General features: G+C 65.6%; 13 protein-coding genes. 5 read left to right on the forward strand and 8 right to left on the reverse strand.

The genetic code is table 11. The annotated features are described in order from the left end of the window. The first annotated feature begins 13 nt into the window (after positions 1–13). Both cobA and FSY59_RS05380 read left to right on the forward strand, forming a co-directional pair. Positions 14–838: a uroporphyrinogen-III C-methyltransferase gene (gene cobA / locus FSY59_RS05375; RefSeq protein ID WP_043370819.1), complete on the forward strand. Its 825-nt coding sequence runs from the start codon at positions 14–16 to the stop codon at positions 836–838. A 146-nt stretch (positions 839–984) separates the two neighbouring features. After that, on the forward strand, positions 985–2427 hold the full coding sequence (locus FSY59_RS05380) for an NAD-dependent succinate-semialdehyde dehydrogenase (RefSeq protein ID WP_003058859.1): 1443 nt from the start codon (positions 985–987) through the stop codon (positions 2425–2427). A 188-nt stretch (positions 2428–2615) separates the two neighbouring features. On the opposite strand, the gene FSY59_RS05385 is transcribed toward FSY59_RS05380, so the two are convergent. From FSY59_RS05385 to FSY59_RS05395, 3 genes are all read right to left on the reverse strand, one after another. Then, entirely contained in the window at positions 2616–4610 is a 1995-nt protein-coding gene (locus FSY59_RS05385; protein WP_003058856.1) for an FUSC family protein, read from the reverse strand. After that, positions 4607–5098, reverse strand: a complete 492-nt coding sequence (locus FSY59_RS05390) for a MarR family winged helix-turn-helix transcriptional regulator (protein ID WP_003058855.1) — start codon at positions 5096–5098, stop codon at positions 4607–4609. The genes FSY59_RS05385 and FSY59_RS05390 overlap by 4 nt, the downstream gene beginning before the upstream one ends. 179 nt (positions 5099–5277) lie before the next feature. Next, the gene (locus FSY59_RS05395; protein ID WP_043370824.1) at positions 5278–6366 is read right to left on the reverse strand and encodes a YeiH family protein; all 1089 of its coding nucleotides are present in this window, start codon (positions 6364–6366) and stop codon (positions 5278–5280) included. Between the two features lie 265 nt (positions 6367–6631). Here FSY59_RS05395 and FSY59_RS05400 point away from each other — a divergent pair, with 265 nt between their 5' ends. Continuing rightward, entirely contained in the window at positions 6632–7588 is a 957-nt protein-coding gene (locus FSY59_RS05400) for a LysR family transcriptional regulator (protein ID WP_034399482.1), read from the forward strand. 127 nt (positions 7589–7715) lie between these two features. After that, positions 7716–7937, forward strand: coding sequence for a hypothetical protein (locus FSY59_RS05405; protein WP_148728638.1), 222 nt, complete (start codon positions 7716–7718; stop codon positions 7935–7937). 70 nt (positions 7938–8007) lie between these two features. Here the strand turns inward: FSY59_RS05405 and FSY59_RS05410 are convergent, their stop codons facing one another. Then, positions 8008–8508, reverse strand: coding sequence for a CreA family protein (locus tag FSY59_RS05410; RefSeq protein WP_148728639.1), 501 nt, complete (start codon positions 8506–8508; stop codon positions 8008–8010). Between the two features lie 273 nt (positions 8509–8781). On the opposite strand from FSY59_RS05410, the gene FSY59_RS05415 reads away from it, so the two are divergent. Further along, entirely contained in the window at positions 8782–9987 is a 1206-nt protein-coding gene (locus FSY59_RS05415) for an MFS transporter (RefSeq protein ID WP_148728640.1), read from the forward strand. A gap of 12 nt (positions 9988–9999) precedes the next feature. Here the strand turns inward: FSY59_RS05415 and FSY59_RS05420 are convergent, their stop codons facing one another. The 4 genes from FSY59_RS05420 to cphA (FSY59_RS05435) all read right to left on the reverse strand — a co-directional run bounded on the left by FSY59_RS05420 (position 10000) and on the right by cphA (FSY59_RS05435) (position 17891). Then, positions 10000–12315, reverse strand: coding sequence for a TonB-dependent receptor (locus tag FSY59_RS05420; RefSeq protein WP_148728641.1), 2316 nt, complete (start codon positions 12313–12315; stop codon positions 10000–10002). An 84-nt stretch (positions 12316–12399) separates the two neighbouring features. Continuing rightward, positions 12400–12774, reverse strand: a complete 375-nt coding sequence (locus tag FSY59_RS05425) for a DUF2946 family protein (protein WP_043376051.1) — start codon at positions 12772–12774, stop codon at positions 12400–12402. Between the two features lie 270 nt (positions 12775–13044). Then, positions 13045–15615, reverse strand: a complete 2571-nt coding sequence (gene cphA, locus FSY59_RS05430; protein ID WP_148728642.1) for a cyanophycin synthetase — start codon at positions 15613–15615, stop codon at positions 13045–13047. A 95-nt stretch (positions 15616–15710) separates the two neighbouring features. Then, complete coding sequence (gene cphA, locus FSY59_RS05435) at positions 15711–17891, reverse strand: cyanophycin synthetase (protein WP_029158446.1); 2181 nt, start codon at positions 17889–17891, stop codon at positions 15711–15713. Positions 17892–17909 lie beyond the last annotated feature (18 nt).

A 17909-nucleotide genomic window follows, 5' to 3' on the forward strand; every position in this document is an offset into this window, starting at 1 on the left:
TGAAAGGCCAGCCATGACAAACAGCCATGTCACTTCCCTGCCGCCCGTGGGCCGCTGCTATCTGGTCGGTGCCGGCCCCGGCGATCCGGAACTGCTCACGCTCAAGGCGCTGAGACTGATCCAGTCCGCCACGCTGCTGCTGGCTGACGACCTGGTGTCTGCCGACATCGTGAAGCTTGCCAGCGCAAGCGCCCGCATCGTTCATGTGGGCAAGCGCGGCGGGCGCGAGAGCACCTCGCAGGAGTTCATCGAAAAGCTCATGATCATGGCGGCCCGCCAGGGCGAGCTGGTGGTGCGCCTCAAGGGCGGCGACCCTTTCATCTTCGGCCGGGGCGGCGAAGAGGTCGAGCATCTGCGCGCAGCCGGAATCGCCGTGGAAGTGGTGAACGGCATCACCGCCGGGCTGGCGGCCGCCACCAGCCTGGGCGTTCCGCTGACCCATCGCGACCATGCCCATGGCGTGGTGTTTGTCACAGGTCATGCCAAGCCGGGCAGCGCCGGCCATGACTGGCAGCTGCTGGCCGGCACGGCCCGCATGCTGGGGCTGACACTGGTGATCTACATGGGGGTCGCCACTGCCGGCATCATCCAGCAGCAACTGCTGGCCGGCGGACTGCCGGCTACGACTCCCGTGGCCCTGGTCCAGAACGCCAGCCTGCCGGCACAGCAGCAGATACTGACCGATCTGGGGCAGATGACGCAGGCGCTGGCATGCAGCGGACTGGGCAGTCCCTGCGTGTTCGTGGTGGGCGACGTCGTCGGCCTTGCCGCATCGTCGGAAGCCGGCCTTGACGGTCTGCTGGAGCAGGTGCAGCTGCGCCGCGCCGTGGGGGCATAAAGGCCGATTGCTGACAGCTGTCTCCCTTTTGTCTGAGTGCCGGGCCTGCATGACTAGAATTTGTCCGGTAACCCCTGAACATTTGTCACACCCGGCCTCGTCAGTCTGCAGGGGGATAGCGGCGGCCGACACCTAAGAGTCATGCGATGAGCACTGCATATCCCGATACCCAGCTTTTGATCGACGGTCAGTGGCAGGACGCTGCCAGCGGCAAGAAAATTGATGTGCGCAACCCGGCAAGCGGCGAGGTGATTGGCCGTGTGGCCCATGCCGATATCGCCGATCTGGACCGCGCCCTGGCGGCGGCCGACAAGGGCTTTCAGGTCTGGCGCAAGGTGTCTGCCCATGAGCGCGGCGCCATCATGCGCCGTGCCGCAGCCCTGCTCAAGGAGCGTGCCGACGAGATCGCCGCGCTGCTGACGCAGGAGCAGGGCAAGCCGCTGGCCGAGGCCAAGGTGGAAATCATTGCCGGCGCCGGCATCATCGAATGGTTTGCCGACGAGGCTCTGCGTGTCTATGGCCGCATCGTGCCTTCGCGTCGCCCCGAGCAGCAGCAGCTGGTGATCAAGGAACCCGTGGGGCCCGTGGCTGCCTTCACGCCCTGGAACTTCCCCGTCAACCAGATCGTGCGCAAGATCGGCGCGGCCCTGGCTTCGGGCTGCTCCTTCCTGGTCAAGGCGCCCGAGGAGACTCCGGCCTCCCCCGCAGCCCTGCTCAAGTGCTTTGTCGATGCCGGCATTCCTGCCGGTGTGGTGGGCCTGGTCTATGGCAACCCCGCACAGATTTCCGAATATCTGATTGCCCATCCCGTGATCCGCAAGGTGACCTTCACGGGCTCCACGGCCGTGGGCAAGCAGCTGGCAGCGCTGGCCGGCCAGCACATGAAGCGCTCCACCATGGAGCTCGGCGGTCATGCCCCCGTGATCGTGGCCGAGGATGCCGACGTGCAACTGGCCGTCAAGGCCGCTGGCGCTGCCAAGTTCCGCAACGCGGGCCAGGTCTGCATCTCGCCCACGCGCTTTCTGGTGCACAACAGCGTGCGCGAGGAGTTCACGCGCGCCATGGTGGCCCATGCCGAGGCATTGAAGGTCGGCAACGGCCTGGAGCAGGGCACGCAGATGGGCCCGCTGGCCAATCCGCGTCGCGTGACCGCGCTGACCCAGCTGATCCAGAACGCCGAGCAAAGCGGCGCCAAGCTGATGACGGGCGGCGAATCCTTTGGCTCCGCCGGCAACTTCTTTGCCCCCACGGTGCTGGCCGACGTGCCTCTGACGGCGGATATCTTCAACCAGGAGCCTTTCGGCCCCGTGGCGGCGATTCGCGGCTTCGACAGGATCGAAGATGCCATTCAGGAGGCCAATCGCCTGTCCTATGGCCTGGCCGCCTATGCCTTCACGCGCTCGCTGAAGACGACGCACCTGCTGTCTCAGGATGTGGAGGCAGGCATGCTGTGGATCAACCAGCCTGCCCTGCCATCGGCCGAGCTGCCCTTTGGCGGCATCAAGGATTCGGGCTATGGCTCCGAAGGCGGCCCGGAGGCGCTGGAGGCCTATCTGGTGGCCAAGGCCGTGGCGATCACTTGTGTGTAACCCCCTAAGGCGCTTTGCGCCTTCCCCCTTTCTCTAAGCGCTGCGCGCGACGCCATCGTCGCGAGGCGGCGTGGCCGGCCAGGCTCTTGCTTGGCGCCTCCGAGATGGAGCATGCTTGGTTTGAGGTTTCGCTCTGAGAGGCAAAAAGCCGCTGTGTTTGCAGCGGCTTTTTTCATGGGCGATGGTGTTCAGGCAATCTTGGCGGTACTGGCAAAAAACTGCTGATGCGCTTCAATGTCCTGAGCCGCCAGTCGCAGCTGCAGCGCCTGCTCGGGCTGGCGCTGCTGTATGCGCCGGGCCAGGCCTTGCAGGAGCGGCACGGCCCTGGCGGGAGCGCTGGGCAATTGCTGCAGTCTCTGCAGCGCGCTGCGCACACCGCGCAAGGTGCTTTCGGACAGGAGTAAATCCGCCTGCAGCTGATGCAGGATCAGCACGGCCTTGCCCACCCGCAGCGCGGCCAGACCGCAGTCAGCTGCGTCCTGCACGGCGGGTGCGCTGACTTTTTCGCAGGCGCGCACCAGGCGCAGCAGGCGGTGGTAGAGGCGGGCGCGCCACACGCGCACGTCGCGGGCGTGCACCGGGGCGCAAGCCATGTCCTGCAGCTCGTGAACCATCATGGCGCGCAGGCCGTCCAGCCTGCCTTGCGCGGTGACGGGCAGGATGAAGCGATAGGCCGCCCAGCCGGCCAGCGGGCCGGTGACGATGGCAAACGCCATGGACAGCGAGTGGCCCACATCGAGCTGGTAGGGGAAGTGTGGCGACAGCGCCAGCAGGATCACCATATTGCAGTCGAACCCGTACAGCGTGGTGCGGCGGTGGCTGAGCAGCAGGGCGCCAAGAAAGATGAAGGGCAGCATCATCAGCACCATCTGCAGCTGGCTGTTGGCAAACGGCCAGGCAAACCACTGGCAGGCCAGCGCCACGCCGGCGCCCATGGCCTGCCCCAGAATCACAAAGCGCATGGTGAAGACCGGGTTCTCGAACGAGGAGAACACGGTGATCATCACCGACAGGCCGAGCAGCATGTAGGCGCCGCCATGCCAGCCCGTGACCACCCAGACCAGGCCGACCAGAAAGATGGCGCTGAAGGCCCGCAGCATGGCCCGGCGCGCGCCCACCCAGTCGCTGTGCAGGACCACGGGCAGCTGGCGTGCGCGATGGTGGGCCGGCAGCCTCAGGTCGCTGGCGGCCACAAAATGGGCCTGCAGGGCCAGGCCGATATTGCCCAGGATTTCCTCGGCATGGCCCCAGCCTGCGGCGGCACTGCGGGCTGTGGCGATGGCGTCGATGGCTGCCAGCGGTGCGGGCTGGGTTTCCAGCAGCTTGGCGGCCTGCTCCAGCGCGGCCGTCATGATCCGGGCCTGCTCGGCCGTGAAGGCGGGGGTAAGGGTCTTGCCCGTGCTGTCGCGCAGCCAGAGCAGGGCCGAGATCTGGGTGTTGATCAGGCGGCGCAGCGCCCGCACGGCGCGGCGCGAACGCTGCGAGCCCGCGGCATGCGGGTCCAGTCCTTCTTCGATGGCGGCCATCACGGCCAGCCGCTCGGCCAGGTCCCTGGGGTTGAGGGCGCTATGGCCGCTGGCCGTGGCCTGTGCGGCGTCGGCGATGTCGCGCAGCAGGCGGGCGCAGAGTCGCCGTACCCTGCCGTCGCCGGGGATTTCAGCGCCCACGGGCGTGAACAGCCAGCCCACGACGAGGGCGGCAGCCACGCCGGTCAGCGCGGTAAACAAGCGATCCCAGCCCAGCGCGTAGACATGGGCGGGGTTGCCGTTGTCCAGCAAGGCCACCATGGAGGCCGAATAGCCGGCCAGCATGGTGCCGTAGGAGGCAAAGCTGCGCTGCAGATTGCCCAGGCCCGCGCAGATGCCGATCCACACCGCCAGCCCCGTGACCAGCCAGAGCAGATCGCCATCGGCCACCAGCACCAGCACCACGCCGGCGGCTGTGCCGACCAGCGTGCCCGTGGTACGGAAAAAGCTTTTCTCCAGCAGCTGGCCGCGCAGCGGCTGGGAGGCGGCCCAGACCGTCATGCCCGCCCATTGCGGATGTTCCAGCCCCAGGGCCCAGGCCGCGAACACGGCAATACAGGCTGCAAAGGCCGTGCGCAGATGCTGGCGCAGGCGGGCGCTGTCAAAGCCCCATAGCGTGGCGCTCTCCAGCAGGCGGTCGTAGGCAGCCACGCTCATGCGCGCTCCTCTGTGTCGGGGTGGGCCTGGGCTGAGCGCTGCCCGTGCATCTGCTCGATACGGGCACGAATCTTGTTCACGCCGTCCAGCATGGCCTCGACCTCGGAGTCCTGCAGGTCCTGCAGCAGACTGAGTTCGGCCTCCAGCATGGTGGCGCGGATGCTGTCCACGGCGCTATTGCCTGCGGCCGTGAGAAAGATGCGCTTGCTGCGGCGGTCGGCCGCATCGGCACGGCGCTCCACCCAGCCCTTGCCTTCGAGAATGTCCAGCAGACGCACCAGGCTGGAGCCGTCCAGGCCCACGCGCTCGGCCAGCTCCTTTTGCGTCACGCCGTCACCCCAGGCGCGCAGATGCAGAAGCGGCGTCCAGGTAGCGTCGGTCAGGCCGCTGGCGGCCAGCTGTTCTTCGACAAAACGCCGCCATTGGCGGGTCAGGGTGACCATGAGAAAGCCCAGGCGGTCGCGGGAGGGTGCATCGGTAAAAGACATGGCTGAATTTTGATGCCTGTCCAATTAATTTGCAATTCAAACTAATTGAGTCTGCATTTATAGAAAGGGTATTCCCTGATCTGCGAGAGCAAAAAAAAGGAGAGCGTCATGCGCTCTCCTTCAAATGGTTTCAGCTCTGTCTATGTTGTATTTCTAATCCGGTAAAGCGTAAGCTGCTATCAAAAAAGTGTAGGAATCCAGAGATTCAATACCAGGCCGGCGACCAGCAGCCAGACGAACAGCGCCAGGGCCAGAATCAGCGGCCTGGTGCCGGCAGCACGCACGGCGCGGATATGGGTGGTCAGTCCCAGGGCGGCCATGGCCAGGGCCAGCAGTGCGTTGTCGAGTTGAATGCCTATGCTGACCGCTTCCTTGGGCAGCACCCCCAGGGAGTTGACTCCGGCCATGGCCACGAAGCCCACGGCAAACCAGGGAATGGTGATCCGGTTGCCGGGCTGGCCGTCGTTCACGCCCAGGGCCCGTTCGCTGCGTGTCAGCCACATGGACAGCACCAGCAGGAAGGGCGCCAGCATCATCACGCGCACCATCTTGGCGATCACGGCCGTATCGGCGGCCTGGCTGCCGATGGCTTCGCCGGCGGCCACGACCTGGGCCACCTCATGCACGGTGGAGCCGACGAAAACGCCGTACTGCTGCATGCTGGTGTCTATCCAGCCGTACTCGGCATTCCAGTGGAACAGCGCCGGGTAGAGAAAGGTGCCGATGGTGCCGAACACCACCACGGTGGCCACGGCCACGGCCACGTCCTCTGCGCGGCCCTTGACCACGGGTTCGGTGGCCAGCACGGCGGCAGCGCCGCAGATGGAGGCGCCGGCCCCCACCAGCATGGTGGTGCGCTTGTCCATGCCCAGCAGCTTCTGGCCTATCCACTGCGCCAGCAAAAAGGTGCTGGACAGCACCAGCGCATCGATCACCACGCCGGCCATGCCGACCTGGCCGATGTCCTGGAAGGTCAGGCGCAGACCGTAGAGCACGATGCCGGTGCGCAGCAGGCGGGCCTTGGTGAAGGCGATGCCGCTGGCACACTGGCTGGCGATGGCCGGATAGACGGTGTTGCCGATCAGCAGACCGATGATGATGGCCAGCGTCAGCGCGCTCAGGCCGTTGTTCTTGATGGCCGGAAACTGTGCGGCCCAGGTGGCAACGGCAGCGATGGTACCTGCCAGCAGCAGGCCGGGAATCATCCCGCCGGTTTTGTGCATCCAGCCTTGCGAGGGTGCGGAGTTTTTCAGTGTTGTAGTGTTCATCGTGACCTTTCGCAGCAGGCAAGACAACAGGTCTGATTGCCGGCGTGGAGATCACTTTAGATTTCTTGGTTATATTTGTATAACTAATAGTTTTTGTAAGATCAACCTATAAAACAGGTAGATTGGGCTTTCTGGCGCCTGCAATTCGACTCAATCATTGACTCCATGAGTCGCTGATGGAATGGCTGGGCCGCCTGTTTTCTGCTGGCAGGCAGGGGCTGCTGGCGAGTCTGCTGTCATCGATACGAATATACGAATCATCGTCATGCTGCATCTCACCTTGCGTCAGTTCGAGATCTTCTGCGCCGTGGCCCAAAGCGGGACCACGGTGGCGGCCGCAGAGGCCGTAGCGCTCTCGCAGTCGGCCACCAGTGCCGCGCTGCAGCAGCTGGAGCAAGGTCTGGGCGTGCAGCTGTTCGAGCGCGTGGGCAAGCGCCTGGTGCTCAACGATGCGGGCCGTGCGCTGCTGCCCCAGGCCCTGGGCGTTCTGGAGCAGGCCAGAGGCATAGAGCAGACGTTTTCCGCGCGTGCAGCCAATATGCCGGTGCGCCTGCGCGTGGCGGCCAGCACCACCATCGGCACCTATGCGCTGCCCGAAGTGCTGGCGCGTCTGGCACGCTCGCATCCGCTGGTGCGCGTGGATCTGCAGATCGCCAATACCCAGGAAGTGGGCGAAGCCGTGCTGGCCATGGAGGTCGACATGGGCCTGATCGAGGGCAGCAGCCATTGGCAGGGGCTGGAGGTCGAGCCCTGGCTGCGCGACGAACTGGTCATCGTGGCATCTCCGCAGGACCCGTTGGCCGAGCAGGCGCGCAGCAAGCCGCTGGGCGTGGCAGCGCTGCGCAAGGCGGCATGGCTGTTGCGCGAGGCGGGCTCAGGCACGCGCGAGATGGTCGAGCATGCGCTGCTGCCGCATCTGCACCAGCTGCCTGCGAGCGCCACGCTGGGCAGCTCCGAGGCGATTGCACGCTGTGTCGAGCAGGGGCTGGGCATCAGCTGTCTGTCGCGCGTGCTGGTGCAGTCACAGCTGCAGGCCCGGGCGCTGGAAATTCTGCCCACCACCCTGCCGCGCATGTGGCGCAACTTCTCTCTGGTGCAGCGTGCCGGAAAGCGCCGCTCGCCCGCGCTGCAGGCCTTTGTCGATGCCTGCAAGGCCAACGAACCGGTGCTGAGCGAGCCCTCGGGTCCCTCCAATGTCAAACACGCTGTAGCGCCTGAATGACAGACGTCGACAGCTATGGTTTTCTTAACAATGATTTGCTTGTGACACCGGTTTTTGCCCCTATATTGGGTAGACAAGTCGGGCGCGGTCTGTGCAGCGCCGGCTTTCTCAAGCAGGGAGGAACACCATGAAAACCATCGATGAAATGCTGCACCTGGACCTGCTCACTCACGAACAGCACCTGCAGATCAGCCACTGGATCGACGATGCGCAGTCCCCCGAGGCCATTTTGCAGATGCCTGCCGGACTCTGGCAGGCCGTGGAGCGCGCCAGTCAGGCCATGGGCGTGAACGAGGATTTGCTGCGCCCGCCTGCGCTGGACGCCGACGGTCTGACTTTCAGTCAGTAGGTCGCCGGGCCTGGCCCTCAGCCAAAACTGCCTCAAACGCGAACTGCACAAGCGCAGCCTGCTCTGATTTTCATTTCAGCGGGATAGCCGTTCCCTGGGGCACGGCCACGGCGGTGACGCTGTTCTGGGGCGAGCCCTCGATCACCCGGTCCGAGTAGGTCATATAGATCAGGGCGTTGCGCTTGGCATCCACCATGCGCACCACACGCAGGCGCTTGAACAGCAGCGAGGTGCGCTCGGTAAACACTTCTTCCTGCTGCCTGAGCGGCGCGGGGAACTGGATATTGCCCGTGGCCTGGCAGGCGATCGACGCTTCCGAGCGATCCTCGGCCAGGCCCAGGCCGCCCTTGATGCCGCCGGTCTTGGCACGCGAGACATAGCAGGTCACACCCGGCACCTTGGGGTCGTCATAGGCATCGACCACGATCTTGTGATCCGGGCCAATCCACTTGAAGACGGTATCCACGGCGCCTATCTGTTCGGCATGGCTCATGCCGACGAAGGCCATGGTTCCTGCGGCGGCGGCCGCGACGGCCAGAACGGCGGAGAGCAGTTTCATGGGGGTGCGCATACAGTAAGTTAAGGGTTAACCCTTGTCTTTTAACAGGGCATTGTGCCCCGGGCAAGGGATTGGCAGCCGGCCTGAAGACAATACCGGCTGCTGCAGAGCTTTCTGTATTGCATCACGGTTTGCCCCGGCCTGCTGGCGGGCACCGGCAGCTGAGACGCTGCCACAGGCATGACACAGCGCATGCCGGACTTCCGAACTCCCTCTTTGATCAGCGACGGCCCTCGGGCGGTGGCTTCATGCAAGCGCCGCATCTGCCGGATGTGGCCGTTATCTATGTCGGTGAACGTTTCCGCGCCCGGTCTGAGCGCCTCCTCCCTGTTGCTGATGGCACTGGCCTGCGGCCTGTGCGCGGGCGGCAATTATTTCAACCAGCCGCTGCTGCACTCGATTGCCGCTCATTTCTCGGTCAGCGAGTCGGCGGCCGCGACCAGCGTGACGCTGGCCCAGGTGGCCTATGCGGCGGGCCTTTTGTTGCTGGCTCCGCTGGGCGACAAGCTGCAGCGCCGCGGCCTGGCCGTGAGCCTGATGCTGCTGGCTGCCCTGGGGCAGGCGCTGTGCGGCCTGGCGGGCCAGTTCGATCTGTTTCTGCTGGGCACGCTGATGGCCGGTCTGTTCTCGGTTGCAGCCCAGGTGCTGGTGCCCATGGCGGCGGCCCTGGCCCAGCCGGGGCAAAGCGGGCGGGCCGTGGGTTGGGTGATGAGCGGTCTGCTGCTGGGCATTTTGCTGGCGCGCAGCGTGGCCGGCATGGTCTCGGAGGCCTGGGGCTGGCAGGCCGTCTACCAGGGCGCTGCGCTGGTGATGGCCGTGGTGGCGCTGTGGCTGTGGAAGGCGCTGCCGGCATCGCGCAACCCCAGTCCTGTCAGTTATCCACAGGTGCTCGGAAGCATGTGGCATCTGCTGCGCAGTCAGCCGGGTCTGCGCCAGCGCACCCTGGTCAGCGCGCTGGCGTTCGCCTCGGTCAGCGTGCTGTTCTCGACCATGGCGCTGCAGTTGTCCAGCGGCCCCCTGGGCCTGGACGACGGGCAGATCGGCTTGATCGGTCTGGCCGGCGCGGCGGGTGCCCTGGTGGCCACGCAGGCGGGGCGACTGGTGGACAAGGGCCTGGGCCGCGTGAGCTGCGCCATCGGGGCGCTGGCCCTGCTGCTGTCCTGGCCGCTGCTGTGGGTGGGCGGAGCGCATCTGGGCTGGTTCGTGCTGGGCATGGTGGTGATCGATCTGGGTCTGCAATGCCTGAACATCACCAACCAGGCCACGGTGGCCCAGTTGCTGCCCGCAGCGCGCGGCCGCATGAATGCCGTCTATATGACGGGCTATTTCACGGGCGCGGCGGCGGGCTCGGCGTTGGGGACTCTCGCCTGGCGCATCAACGGCTGGCAAGGTGCCTGCGTGCTGGGCCTGGGCCTGGCCCTGGCGCTGCTGGCCTGCCTGGGCACTTTCAGGATGCGCAAGACCCATGGCCTGGTGGCCAGGCTGGCCTAGAGCAGCCGGCGTCTAAAGATCCCAGCGCAGGGAGGCGCTAAAGGTTCTCTGCGGATAGGGATGGAAGTTCCAGTACCTGGCATTGTTGGCGTTGTCTATGCCAAAGGCGGCCGACAACTGCCTGTCGATCTGATAGCGGGCCCGCAGATCGACGCTGAAGTACTGGCTGGCACCCATATAGGTGTCGGCATGCACGTCGCTGTTGTCCAGATTCGAGTACTGGCGCCCGCTGTAGCGCGCCGCCACGGTCAAGGCCCAACGCTCGTCGGGCTTGTAGGTGGCCCAGGCCGTGGCACGCCAGCGTGGCACGCGGGGTTGCCATTTGCCGACGCTGGCCGGGTTGGCGGCATTGGCCGTGATGCGCGAGTTGGCCCAGGTCAGGCTGCCGCCCAGGTCCAGCCCGCGAATCCACACCGACTGCGCCGAGTAAGCCAGTTCCAGCCCCGAGGTACGGACCTGATCCACGTTCTGCACCGCAGAGATGGTGGTTCCGGGAATCAGCTGGCTGTAGAGCGCATCGCGCGTGCGCTCGTGGAACCAGGTGGCGCGCAGTAGACCGTTACCCAGGTCTTGCTCGGCCGTCAGCTCGCCCGTCCAGGATTTTTCGGGTTTCAGATTCGGGTCGTTGATGAAGGACAGTGCCCCGCCAGAGGTCGCGCCATACAGCTCGCCCACGGTGGGAAAGCGCACGGCCCGGCCCAGCGAGGCCTTGAGCATGGTGCTGCGGGCCAGCTGGTAGGCCAGCGCGGCCTTGGGCGAGAAATGCGATTCGCTGCGCTGGGCGTAACTCAGCTGGCTGCTGGCCGTGGCGGTGTGGCCCTGGCTGGCCGTCCAGTCCTCCCAGCGCAGGCCCAGCACGGCCTTCCAGTCCCTGGCGATCTGCCAGCTGTCCTGTGCCCAGGCATAGCGGGTCTCGGCCCTGCCGCCGACCTGGCTGAGGATGGACTGCTCGTTGGCCGGGCCGGACTGCCAGTCGCCAACCACGTTGTATTTGCCGATGTTGAGCTTGTAGGCATCGCGGCCCAGGCCGAAGTCCACGATATGTGTGCCCTGCAGGCCCAGTATGTCGTTCTGTCGCCATGTGCCCCTGGCGGCCAGCGTGTTCCAGCCCGTGCCGTCCTGATCCTGCAGCGTGCCCTTGCCACCCAGATTGGCAGCCGGCTGGGCAATGGTGGGCACGCGCTGCTGATCCTTGCCGTAGTCATAGAGGCTGGCGCTGAGCTCCCAGTCGAACTCGCCCTGGGTATGGCTTTTGAGCGATACGCCATGCATGGTGTGGGTCTGCTGGTCTTGGCTCAGTCCGAATGCGGTGTCGGCCAGCTTGTAGGTCTTGCCGTCGATATGGATGTTGCCGCTGTACACCGGCTGGCCGTCCGGCCCGCGCAGATAGGTCTGTGAGCTGCCCTTGGCGTTGTTCTGCCACCAGCCCAGCGTGTAGCTGGCGCGCAGCATGGGCGTGATGTCATAGGCCAGCTTGATCTTGGCGTGATCCTGCCTGGTGCGGTACTGCGTGCCCGCGCCCAGGATGTACCAGGGCTGGTTGGTGGTGTTGAGCCCGGCAATCGCACCCGTCACGGGCGTGCCGGCGCTGCCCGCCACGCCTGCGGACTGCAGCACGCTGGGGAAGGTCATGGGCTGGCCCTGGCTGTCGCTGCGACTCAGGTTGATCCAGTACGACCAGTCGCCGCTTCTGCTGCCTATCGAAGCGCTGGTGTTCCAGCTGCGGTAATGGCCGCTGCTGCCCAGCACGTCGGCACTCTGGTGGGCATAGCCGGTGGCCACATGGGCTTCGAGTTTGTCGGGCATGCGCGTCACATAGTCCACCACGGCGCCGGCGGAATTGCCGGGATAGGCGGCCGAGAACGGCCCGTACATGACATCGACGCGCTCGATTTCCTCGGGCGTCACCAGGCCCCAGCGCGGCGCATAGTTGCTGCCGTTGGCAATGCCATTGCCCAGATAGTTGGACAGCAAAATGCCGTCGGCATAGACGGCCGAGCGCGCGCTATTGCCCGTGCCCGACGCACGGGTGGAGAGTATGGCGTGGTTGTAGTCGCCGATATAGCGCTTGCGCACCAGCAGGCTGGGCAGATATTTCAGGGCATCTTCGCTGTCGGTGGCATTGATGCGGGTCTCGATCTCCTCGCGCGTGATGCCTTCGATGGTGGTCGGAATCTGCGTGGGCAGCGAGCTGGGCTGGCCGCCGTTGACGGTGACCACTCCCAGGGTCTTGGAGCGCTCAGGCGGGTCGGCGGAATCGGTTGAAGTCTGGGCCAGGCACGGCCATGCGATACCACTGACCACCAGTGGCAGAAAAATCTGTTTCATGAATGCTTACCTTGGGACGTAGTTGTCCCTGTGAATCTGATAGCGGCCAGCGCAGATCGGATCTGCGCTAGAGCCAGAAATGGTTCAGAGGTAAGCGGGGGGCGGCCCGCGCGCAGGCAGAGGCGCGGCTGTGATGGCGGCGATGCGCGCCCGCTCCACGGGCTGCTGCGCATGCCACAGCGGTGACTCGGTAGGGGGCGGCAGTTGCAGCGCGGGCGGAGGCGGTGCTGCATGGGGCAGGCACATGGGGCAATCGAGATGACCCGCACCCAGGGCACTGCCGCCGTCTTCGCCCTTGACGATCAGCTTGACCGCGCCGGTGCTGGTGCAGATCAGCTCAAACCCCTGAGACTGGATCAGCGGCGCGGCTGCCGCCACCCCCATGGACAGTGCCAGCCATGCCAGCACGCACCGGCCCAGCAGGCAGGTGGCTATGCGGCGAAGCTGTTGCAAGGTCATGGGGTGGGCGCTGCGAATATGCGTCCGGATCATACGTCGTCTGCTGCCGCAGAGCATGCGTGAAAACCGCCGCGCAAGCCCTGCTGCAGGTGCAAAGTGCTGTGACTTCAAATACAAAACCCGGCGCAAGGCCGGGTCGGTATGGAGGTGCCGAGGGTTCACGCACGGCTCCTGGGCTGGAATATGGACACTCGCTCAAGCGAGAGATGGCAAGCAAGAGCCTGGCCGGCCGCGCCGCCTCGCGGCGAGGCCGTCGTCCCCCTGAGGGGGTCACTGTCCATTCACATGCTTGCGCAGATGCTCCAGCGCCTCCTCCACCTGATCCACCAGCACCAGGCACAGGTCGCCGGGTTGCAGGCGGGCCAGGGCATGGTCGATGGCGAGAAACTCGCCATGGATCTCGGTGCTGTAGCTGGTGCGGGGCGCGCCTTCCAGACCCTTTTTCAGCAGGGCCAGCACTTCGCCATCCACGCGGCCACGCTGGCAGGCGTCCTGATAGAGCACCACATCGTCGAACACCTTGCCCAGAATCTGGGTCTGTTCGGTGATGTCCTGGTCGCGACGGTCGCCGGCACCCGAGATCACCACGCTGCGGCGCTTGGCAGGCATGGCTTCCACGGCCTGGGACAGCGCGCGAATGGCGTCGGGGTTGTGGCCGTAGTCGGCAATGATGGTGGCGCCCTTGTAATCCATCACATTGAAGCGGGCAGGGGCGTTGTCGCTGTCGTTGAGGAAGCCAGCCAGACCGCGGCGGATGGTCTGCCAGGGCAGGCCCGCCGCCCAGGCGGCGCCGATGGAGGCCATGACGTTTTCCACCTGGAAGGTGATGGTGCCGTTACGGGTCAGCGGAATGTCGCGCAGCGCGATGCTCTCGCGCCAGGATCCTTCCGCGGCCACGATGGCGTCGCCATCGACATAGACCACGCGGCTGCCCTGGGCACGGTGCGTGGCCATGACGGGGTGGTGGCGGTCGGCGGCAAAGAAGATCACCTTGCCGGGGCAGACATGGGCCATGGCAGCGACCAGCGGGTCGGCGGCGTTGAGCACGGCATAGCCCGTGGGCGCCACGTTCTGCACGATGACGCGCTTGAGCACGCCGACATCTTCCTTGGTGGTGATGAAGTTCAGACCCAGGTGGTCGCCTTCGCCCACGTTGGTGACCACGGCGACCTGGCAGCGGTCAAAGCCCAGGCCTTCGCGCAAGATGCCGCCGCGTGCGCATTCCAGCACGGCTGCATCGGTCTCGGGGTGGGCCAGGGCGTTGCGCGCACTCTTGGGGCCGGAGCAGTCGCCGCTGTCGATCTGGCGGCCGTTGACGTACACGCCATCGGTGTTGGTCATGGCGGTGCGCCAGCCATGCGAGGTGAACAGATGGGCGATCACGCGGGTGGTCGTGGTCTTGCCGTTGGTGCCGGTGACGGCAACCAGGGGGATACGGCCGTCGTCGCCGGGCGCGAACAGCTCGTCCACCATGGGTGCGCCCACATTGCGGGGACGGCCGAAGGAGGGGGCCAGGTGCATGCGCAGGCCGGGGGCGGCATTGACTTCCACGATGCCGCCGCTTTGCTCTTCCAGGGGCTTGAGCATGGTTTCGCAGACCACGTCCACGCCGCAGATATGCAGACCGATGGTCTGCGCGGCCTCGATGGCCCGGGCGGCGATTTCGGGATGCACGTCATCGGTCACGTCGGTGGCGCTGCCGCCGGTGGACAGATTGGCGTTGTTGCGCAGCACCACGCGCTGGCCCTGGGCGGGCACGCTGTCAGGCGTCAGGCCTTCGCTGGCAATGCGCGCGATGGCGATATCGTCCAGGCGCACCTTGGTCAATGCCGTGCCGTGGCCGGAGCCGCGGCGGGGGTCCTGGTTGACGATGTTCACGAGTTCGCGGATGGTGTGCTGGCCGTCGCCCAGCACCTGGGGTGGCTCGCGGCGGGCGGCTGCCACCAACTGGCCGCCGACGACCAGCATGCGGAAGTCATGGCCGGGCAAAAAGCGCTCGACGAGGATTTCGTCGCCAAACTCGCTGGCGGTCTTGTAAGCGGCTTCCAGACCTTCGCGGGTGGTGATGTTCACCACCACGCCCTTGCCCTGGTTGCCGTCCTGGGGCTTGACCACCACGGGCAGTCCCACTTCCAGGGCCACGGCCCAGGCGTCTTCCACGTCGGCGACGGGGCGGCCCATGGGCACGGGCACGCCGGCTGCGTGCAGCAGGCGCTTGGTCAGGTCCTTGTCCTGTGCAATGGATTCGGCCACGGCGCTGGTGGAGTCGATCTCGGCGGCCTGGAAGCGGCGCGCACGTGAACCCCAGCCCAGCTGCACCAGCGAACCGGTGGTCAGGCGACGGAAGGGAATGCCGCGTGCCACGGCGGCATCGACGATGGCACCGGTCGAGGGGCCGATACGGTCGTCCTCGTCCAGTTCGCGCAGTTCGGCAATCGTGGCGTCGGCATCGAAGGGGGTGTCGTTCAATGCGGCCTGAATCAGGGCCTCGGCACGCTCCATGGCCAGCTTGCCCACGGATTCTTCGGTGTACTCGACCACCACCTGGAAGGTGCCGTGCTCCACGGTCTCATGGGTGCGGCTGAAGGTGACGGGGCAGCCTGCCTGGGCCTGCAGCGACAGGGCGGCAACTTCCAGCACATGGGCCAGCGACAGGCGCTGGTCCGCGCCATGGGGCTGCAGCGTACCGATGGTGGGGAAACGCGCCCGCAGCTTTTCTTCAAAACCGGGCATGGCGGTGTACAGCAGCTCGCTGTCTTCACAGTGCACGATGGCTTCGATGGCGGTGCTGCGGGTCCAGAGGTTGGGGCCGCGCAAGGCTCGGTTGCGAGTGATCTGCATGGTGTTTCTTTCAGCTGAATTTCAAGCTTTTCTTGGTCTGACGCTTGTGTGGCAAGCGTCAGCAGCTATATCTGTTGAAGCGTTTTATGGGGCAATCAAGCCTGGTATTCAAAGGTCTTGATGCCGGCGCCGATCAGCTCGGGCGTGATGTCCAGCGCCCAGGCGGTGGCAATCGCGGCCAGCAGCGCGCTGGTCTCGGGGCGCTTGCCGCCGGCCAGGGACAGTGCTTCCAGCGTGCCCAGCACACGTTCCTGGGTGCCGGTGGCCAGCACCACGTTGTTGCCTTTGAGGAAGACAGCGCGGCCGCCTTCATGACGGGCTTCGGTGTTGGCGCGGTGTGCGGCGACAAACTCGTTGTCGGCGCTGGTGGCGTACAGAATGACTTCGCCGTCGCAGAGCTCGGCCAGATCGGCCACTTCGGGCAGGTCGGCGTTGAGCACGCCCGCGCCTTCGTCCAGCACCACATCGATCTGGGTGCGCATCACGCGGCGCATCTGGCCGGGCTCCAGCACATCGTGATCGGCAAGCTGCTCATAGCCGTCCATGTCGGTGACCACGCCGACCAGGCAGCGGTCGTAGGCCAGGCCTTCTTCCAGGATGGAGCGGGCCGTGGTCTGGATGACGGCGGCTTCGGCCAGACGGTTGGTCAGCAGGCGATGGGCACCGGCCCAGTTGGCGGTATTGGTCTTTTGCGTATGGCGATTGGCGAGGAACATTCCTTCACCGCTGGCCACGCCGGTCAGCTTGCCCGACAGCTGCAGCAGCCAGCCGACCAGACGCGAAATGAAGGCGTTGTTGCGCGTGCCAACGATGCCGACCACGGGGATGCGACCGGCGCCGGCACCGTCTTCGCGGGGGAAGAGGTGGTCGGCAATGGCCATGCCAACGGGGCGCGGTGCGCCGCTGGTGGGCTTGAGGTGCATCAGCAGGCCGGGGCCGGCGTTGACTTCGAGAATCGCACCCTGGCCCTGCATGGGCTTGGAGACATCCTGCAGGATCATGTCCATGCCGGCGATATCGAGGCCAACGATCTTGGCGGCCAGCACGGCGTAGTAAGCCACGTCGGGGTGTACCTCGTCGAGGCAGTCGATGGCCATATTGCCGTTGCGCTGCAGCAGCACGCTCTGGCCCTGCGGAATCACGCTGTCGGGCGTCACATGCTGGCGATTGAGTTCCAGCTTCACGGCGCCGGCTTCCAGATTGATCCAGTCCAGCGGGTATTCCTGCTCGGGTCCGCGGCGCGGATCCTGGTTCAGCACTTCCACCAGTTCGCGCAGCGTGGCATTGCCATTGCCGTAGACGGAAACCGTCTCGCCCTTGGTGGCTGCCACCACCTTGCCGCCCACGACCAGCAGGCGGTGCTCCACGCCGTCGATGAATTTTTCGACGATCACGTCCGAGCCTTCGGGCTGGGCCAGTGCAAACGCGGCCTTGATGTCGGCTTCCTTGGACAGCTCCAGGGTCACGCCACGGGCATGGTTGCCGTCCGAAGGCTTGACGGTCACGGGAAAGCCGATGTCCTGCGCCACTTCCCAGGCCTCTTCGGGCGATGCCACGATCTGGCCTTCGGGCACGGGCACGCCGCAGGCGGCCAGCAGGCGCTTGGTGAAGTCCTTGTCCTGGGCAATGCCCTCAGCGATGGCGCTGGTCTGGTCGGACTCTGCCGTCCAGATGCGGCGCTGCGCCGCGCCATAACCCAGCTGCACCAGATTGCCGTCGTTCAGGCGGATATGGGGGATGCGGCGCTCGCTGGCTGCATCGACGATGCAGCCGGTCGAGGGGCCCAGGTAACGGTCATTGATGGCCGTCTTGATGGCATGCACGGCGGGCTTGATGTCGAACGGCTCGTCATTGATGGCTGCCATCAGCAGCTTGTGCCCATGCTCCAGCGCCACGCGAGCCACGGCCTCCTCGGGGCAGCGGAACACCATGCGGTACACGCCGCGCCTGGAAATTTCCCGGGTCTGACCGAATTCGGCGGGCATGCCGGCCAGATTCAGCAACTCGATGATTACATGCTCCATCACATGACCCATCCAGGTGCCGCCTTCCAGGCGCTGGATGAAGCCACCGCGCTCGCCGACGCCGCAGGTGTGCTCGATCAGGTCGGGCAGCCAGCTGGTCAGGCGCTCGTTGAGGCCGGGGATCTTGTTGGACGGATAGTCTTCCAGCTCTCCCAGATCCAGCCAGACCTCCAGTACCGGGCGGTAGGTCCAGACACTGGGGCCACGCAGGAAAGTTGTGCGCAAGAGTTGGATGTCGTTGAATTTCGCCATGTTGATCAGCGGATAGGA

Source organism: Comamonas sp. Z3 (assembly GCF_008121565.1).
In the GTDB taxonomy this organism is placed as follows: domain Bacteria; phylum Pseudomonadota; class Gammaproteobacteria; order Burkholderiales; family Burkholderiaceae_C; genus Comamonas; species Comamonas brasiliensis.

What these genes read in the sequence shown, in the direction of transcription:
- FSY59_RS05400 (WP_034399482.1), top strand. Translation starts at nt 6,632, where the DNA reads ATGCTGCATCTCACCTTGCGTCAGTTCGAGATCTTCTGCGCCGTGGCC.
- cphA (WP_148728642.1), bottom strand. Translation starts at nt 15,615, where the DNA reads ATGCAGATCACTCGCAACCGAGCCTTGCGCGGCCCCAACCTCTGGACC.
- cphA (WP_029158446.1), bottom strand. Translation starts at nt 17,891, where the DNA reads ATGGCGAAATTCAACGACATCCAACTCTTGCGCACAACTTTCCTGCGT.
- FSY59_RS05425 (WP_043376051.1), bottom strand. Translation starts at nt 12,774, where the DNA reads ATGACCTTGCAACAGCTTCGCCGCATAGCCACCTGCCTGCTGGGCCGG.
- FSY59_RS05390 (WP_003058855.1), bottom strand. Translation starts at nt 5,098, where the DNA reads ATGTCTTTTACCGATGCACCCTCCCGCGACCGCCTGGGCTTTCTCATG.
- FSY59_RS05380 (WP_003058859.1), top strand. Translation starts at nt 985, where the DNA reads ATGAGCACTGCATATCCCGATACCCAGCTTTTGATCGACGGTCAGTGG.
- cobA (WP_043370819.1), top strand. Translation starts at nt 14, where the DNA reads ATGACAAACAGCCATGTCACTTCCCTGCCGCCCGTGGGCCGCTGCTAT.
- FSY59_RS05395 (WP_043370824.1), bottom strand. Translation starts at nt 6,366, where the DNA reads ATGAACACTACAACACTGAAAAACTCCGCACCCTCGCAAGGCTGGATG.
- FSY59_RS05415 (WP_148728640.1), top strand. Translation starts at nt 8,782, where the DNA reads ATGTCGGTGAACGTTTCCGCGCCCGGTCTGAGCGCCTCCTCCCTGTTG.
- FSY59_RS05410 (WP_148728639.1), bottom strand. Translation starts at nt 8,508, where the DNA reads ATGCGCACCCCCATGAAACTGCTCTCCGCCGTTCTGGCCGTCGCGGCC.
- FSY59_RS05405 (WP_148728638.1), top strand. Translation starts at nt 7,716, where the DNA reads ATGAAAACCATCGATGAAATGCTGCACCTGGACCTGCTCACTCACGAA.
- FSY59_RS05420 (WP_148728641.1), bottom strand. Translation starts at nt 12,315, where the DNA reads ATGAAACAGATTTTTCTGCCACTGGTGGTCAGTGGTATCGCATGGCCG.
- FSY59_RS05385 (WP_003058856.1), bottom strand. Translation starts at nt 4,610, where the DNA reads ATGAGCGTGGCTGCCTACGACCGCCTGCTGGAGAGCGCCACGCTATGG.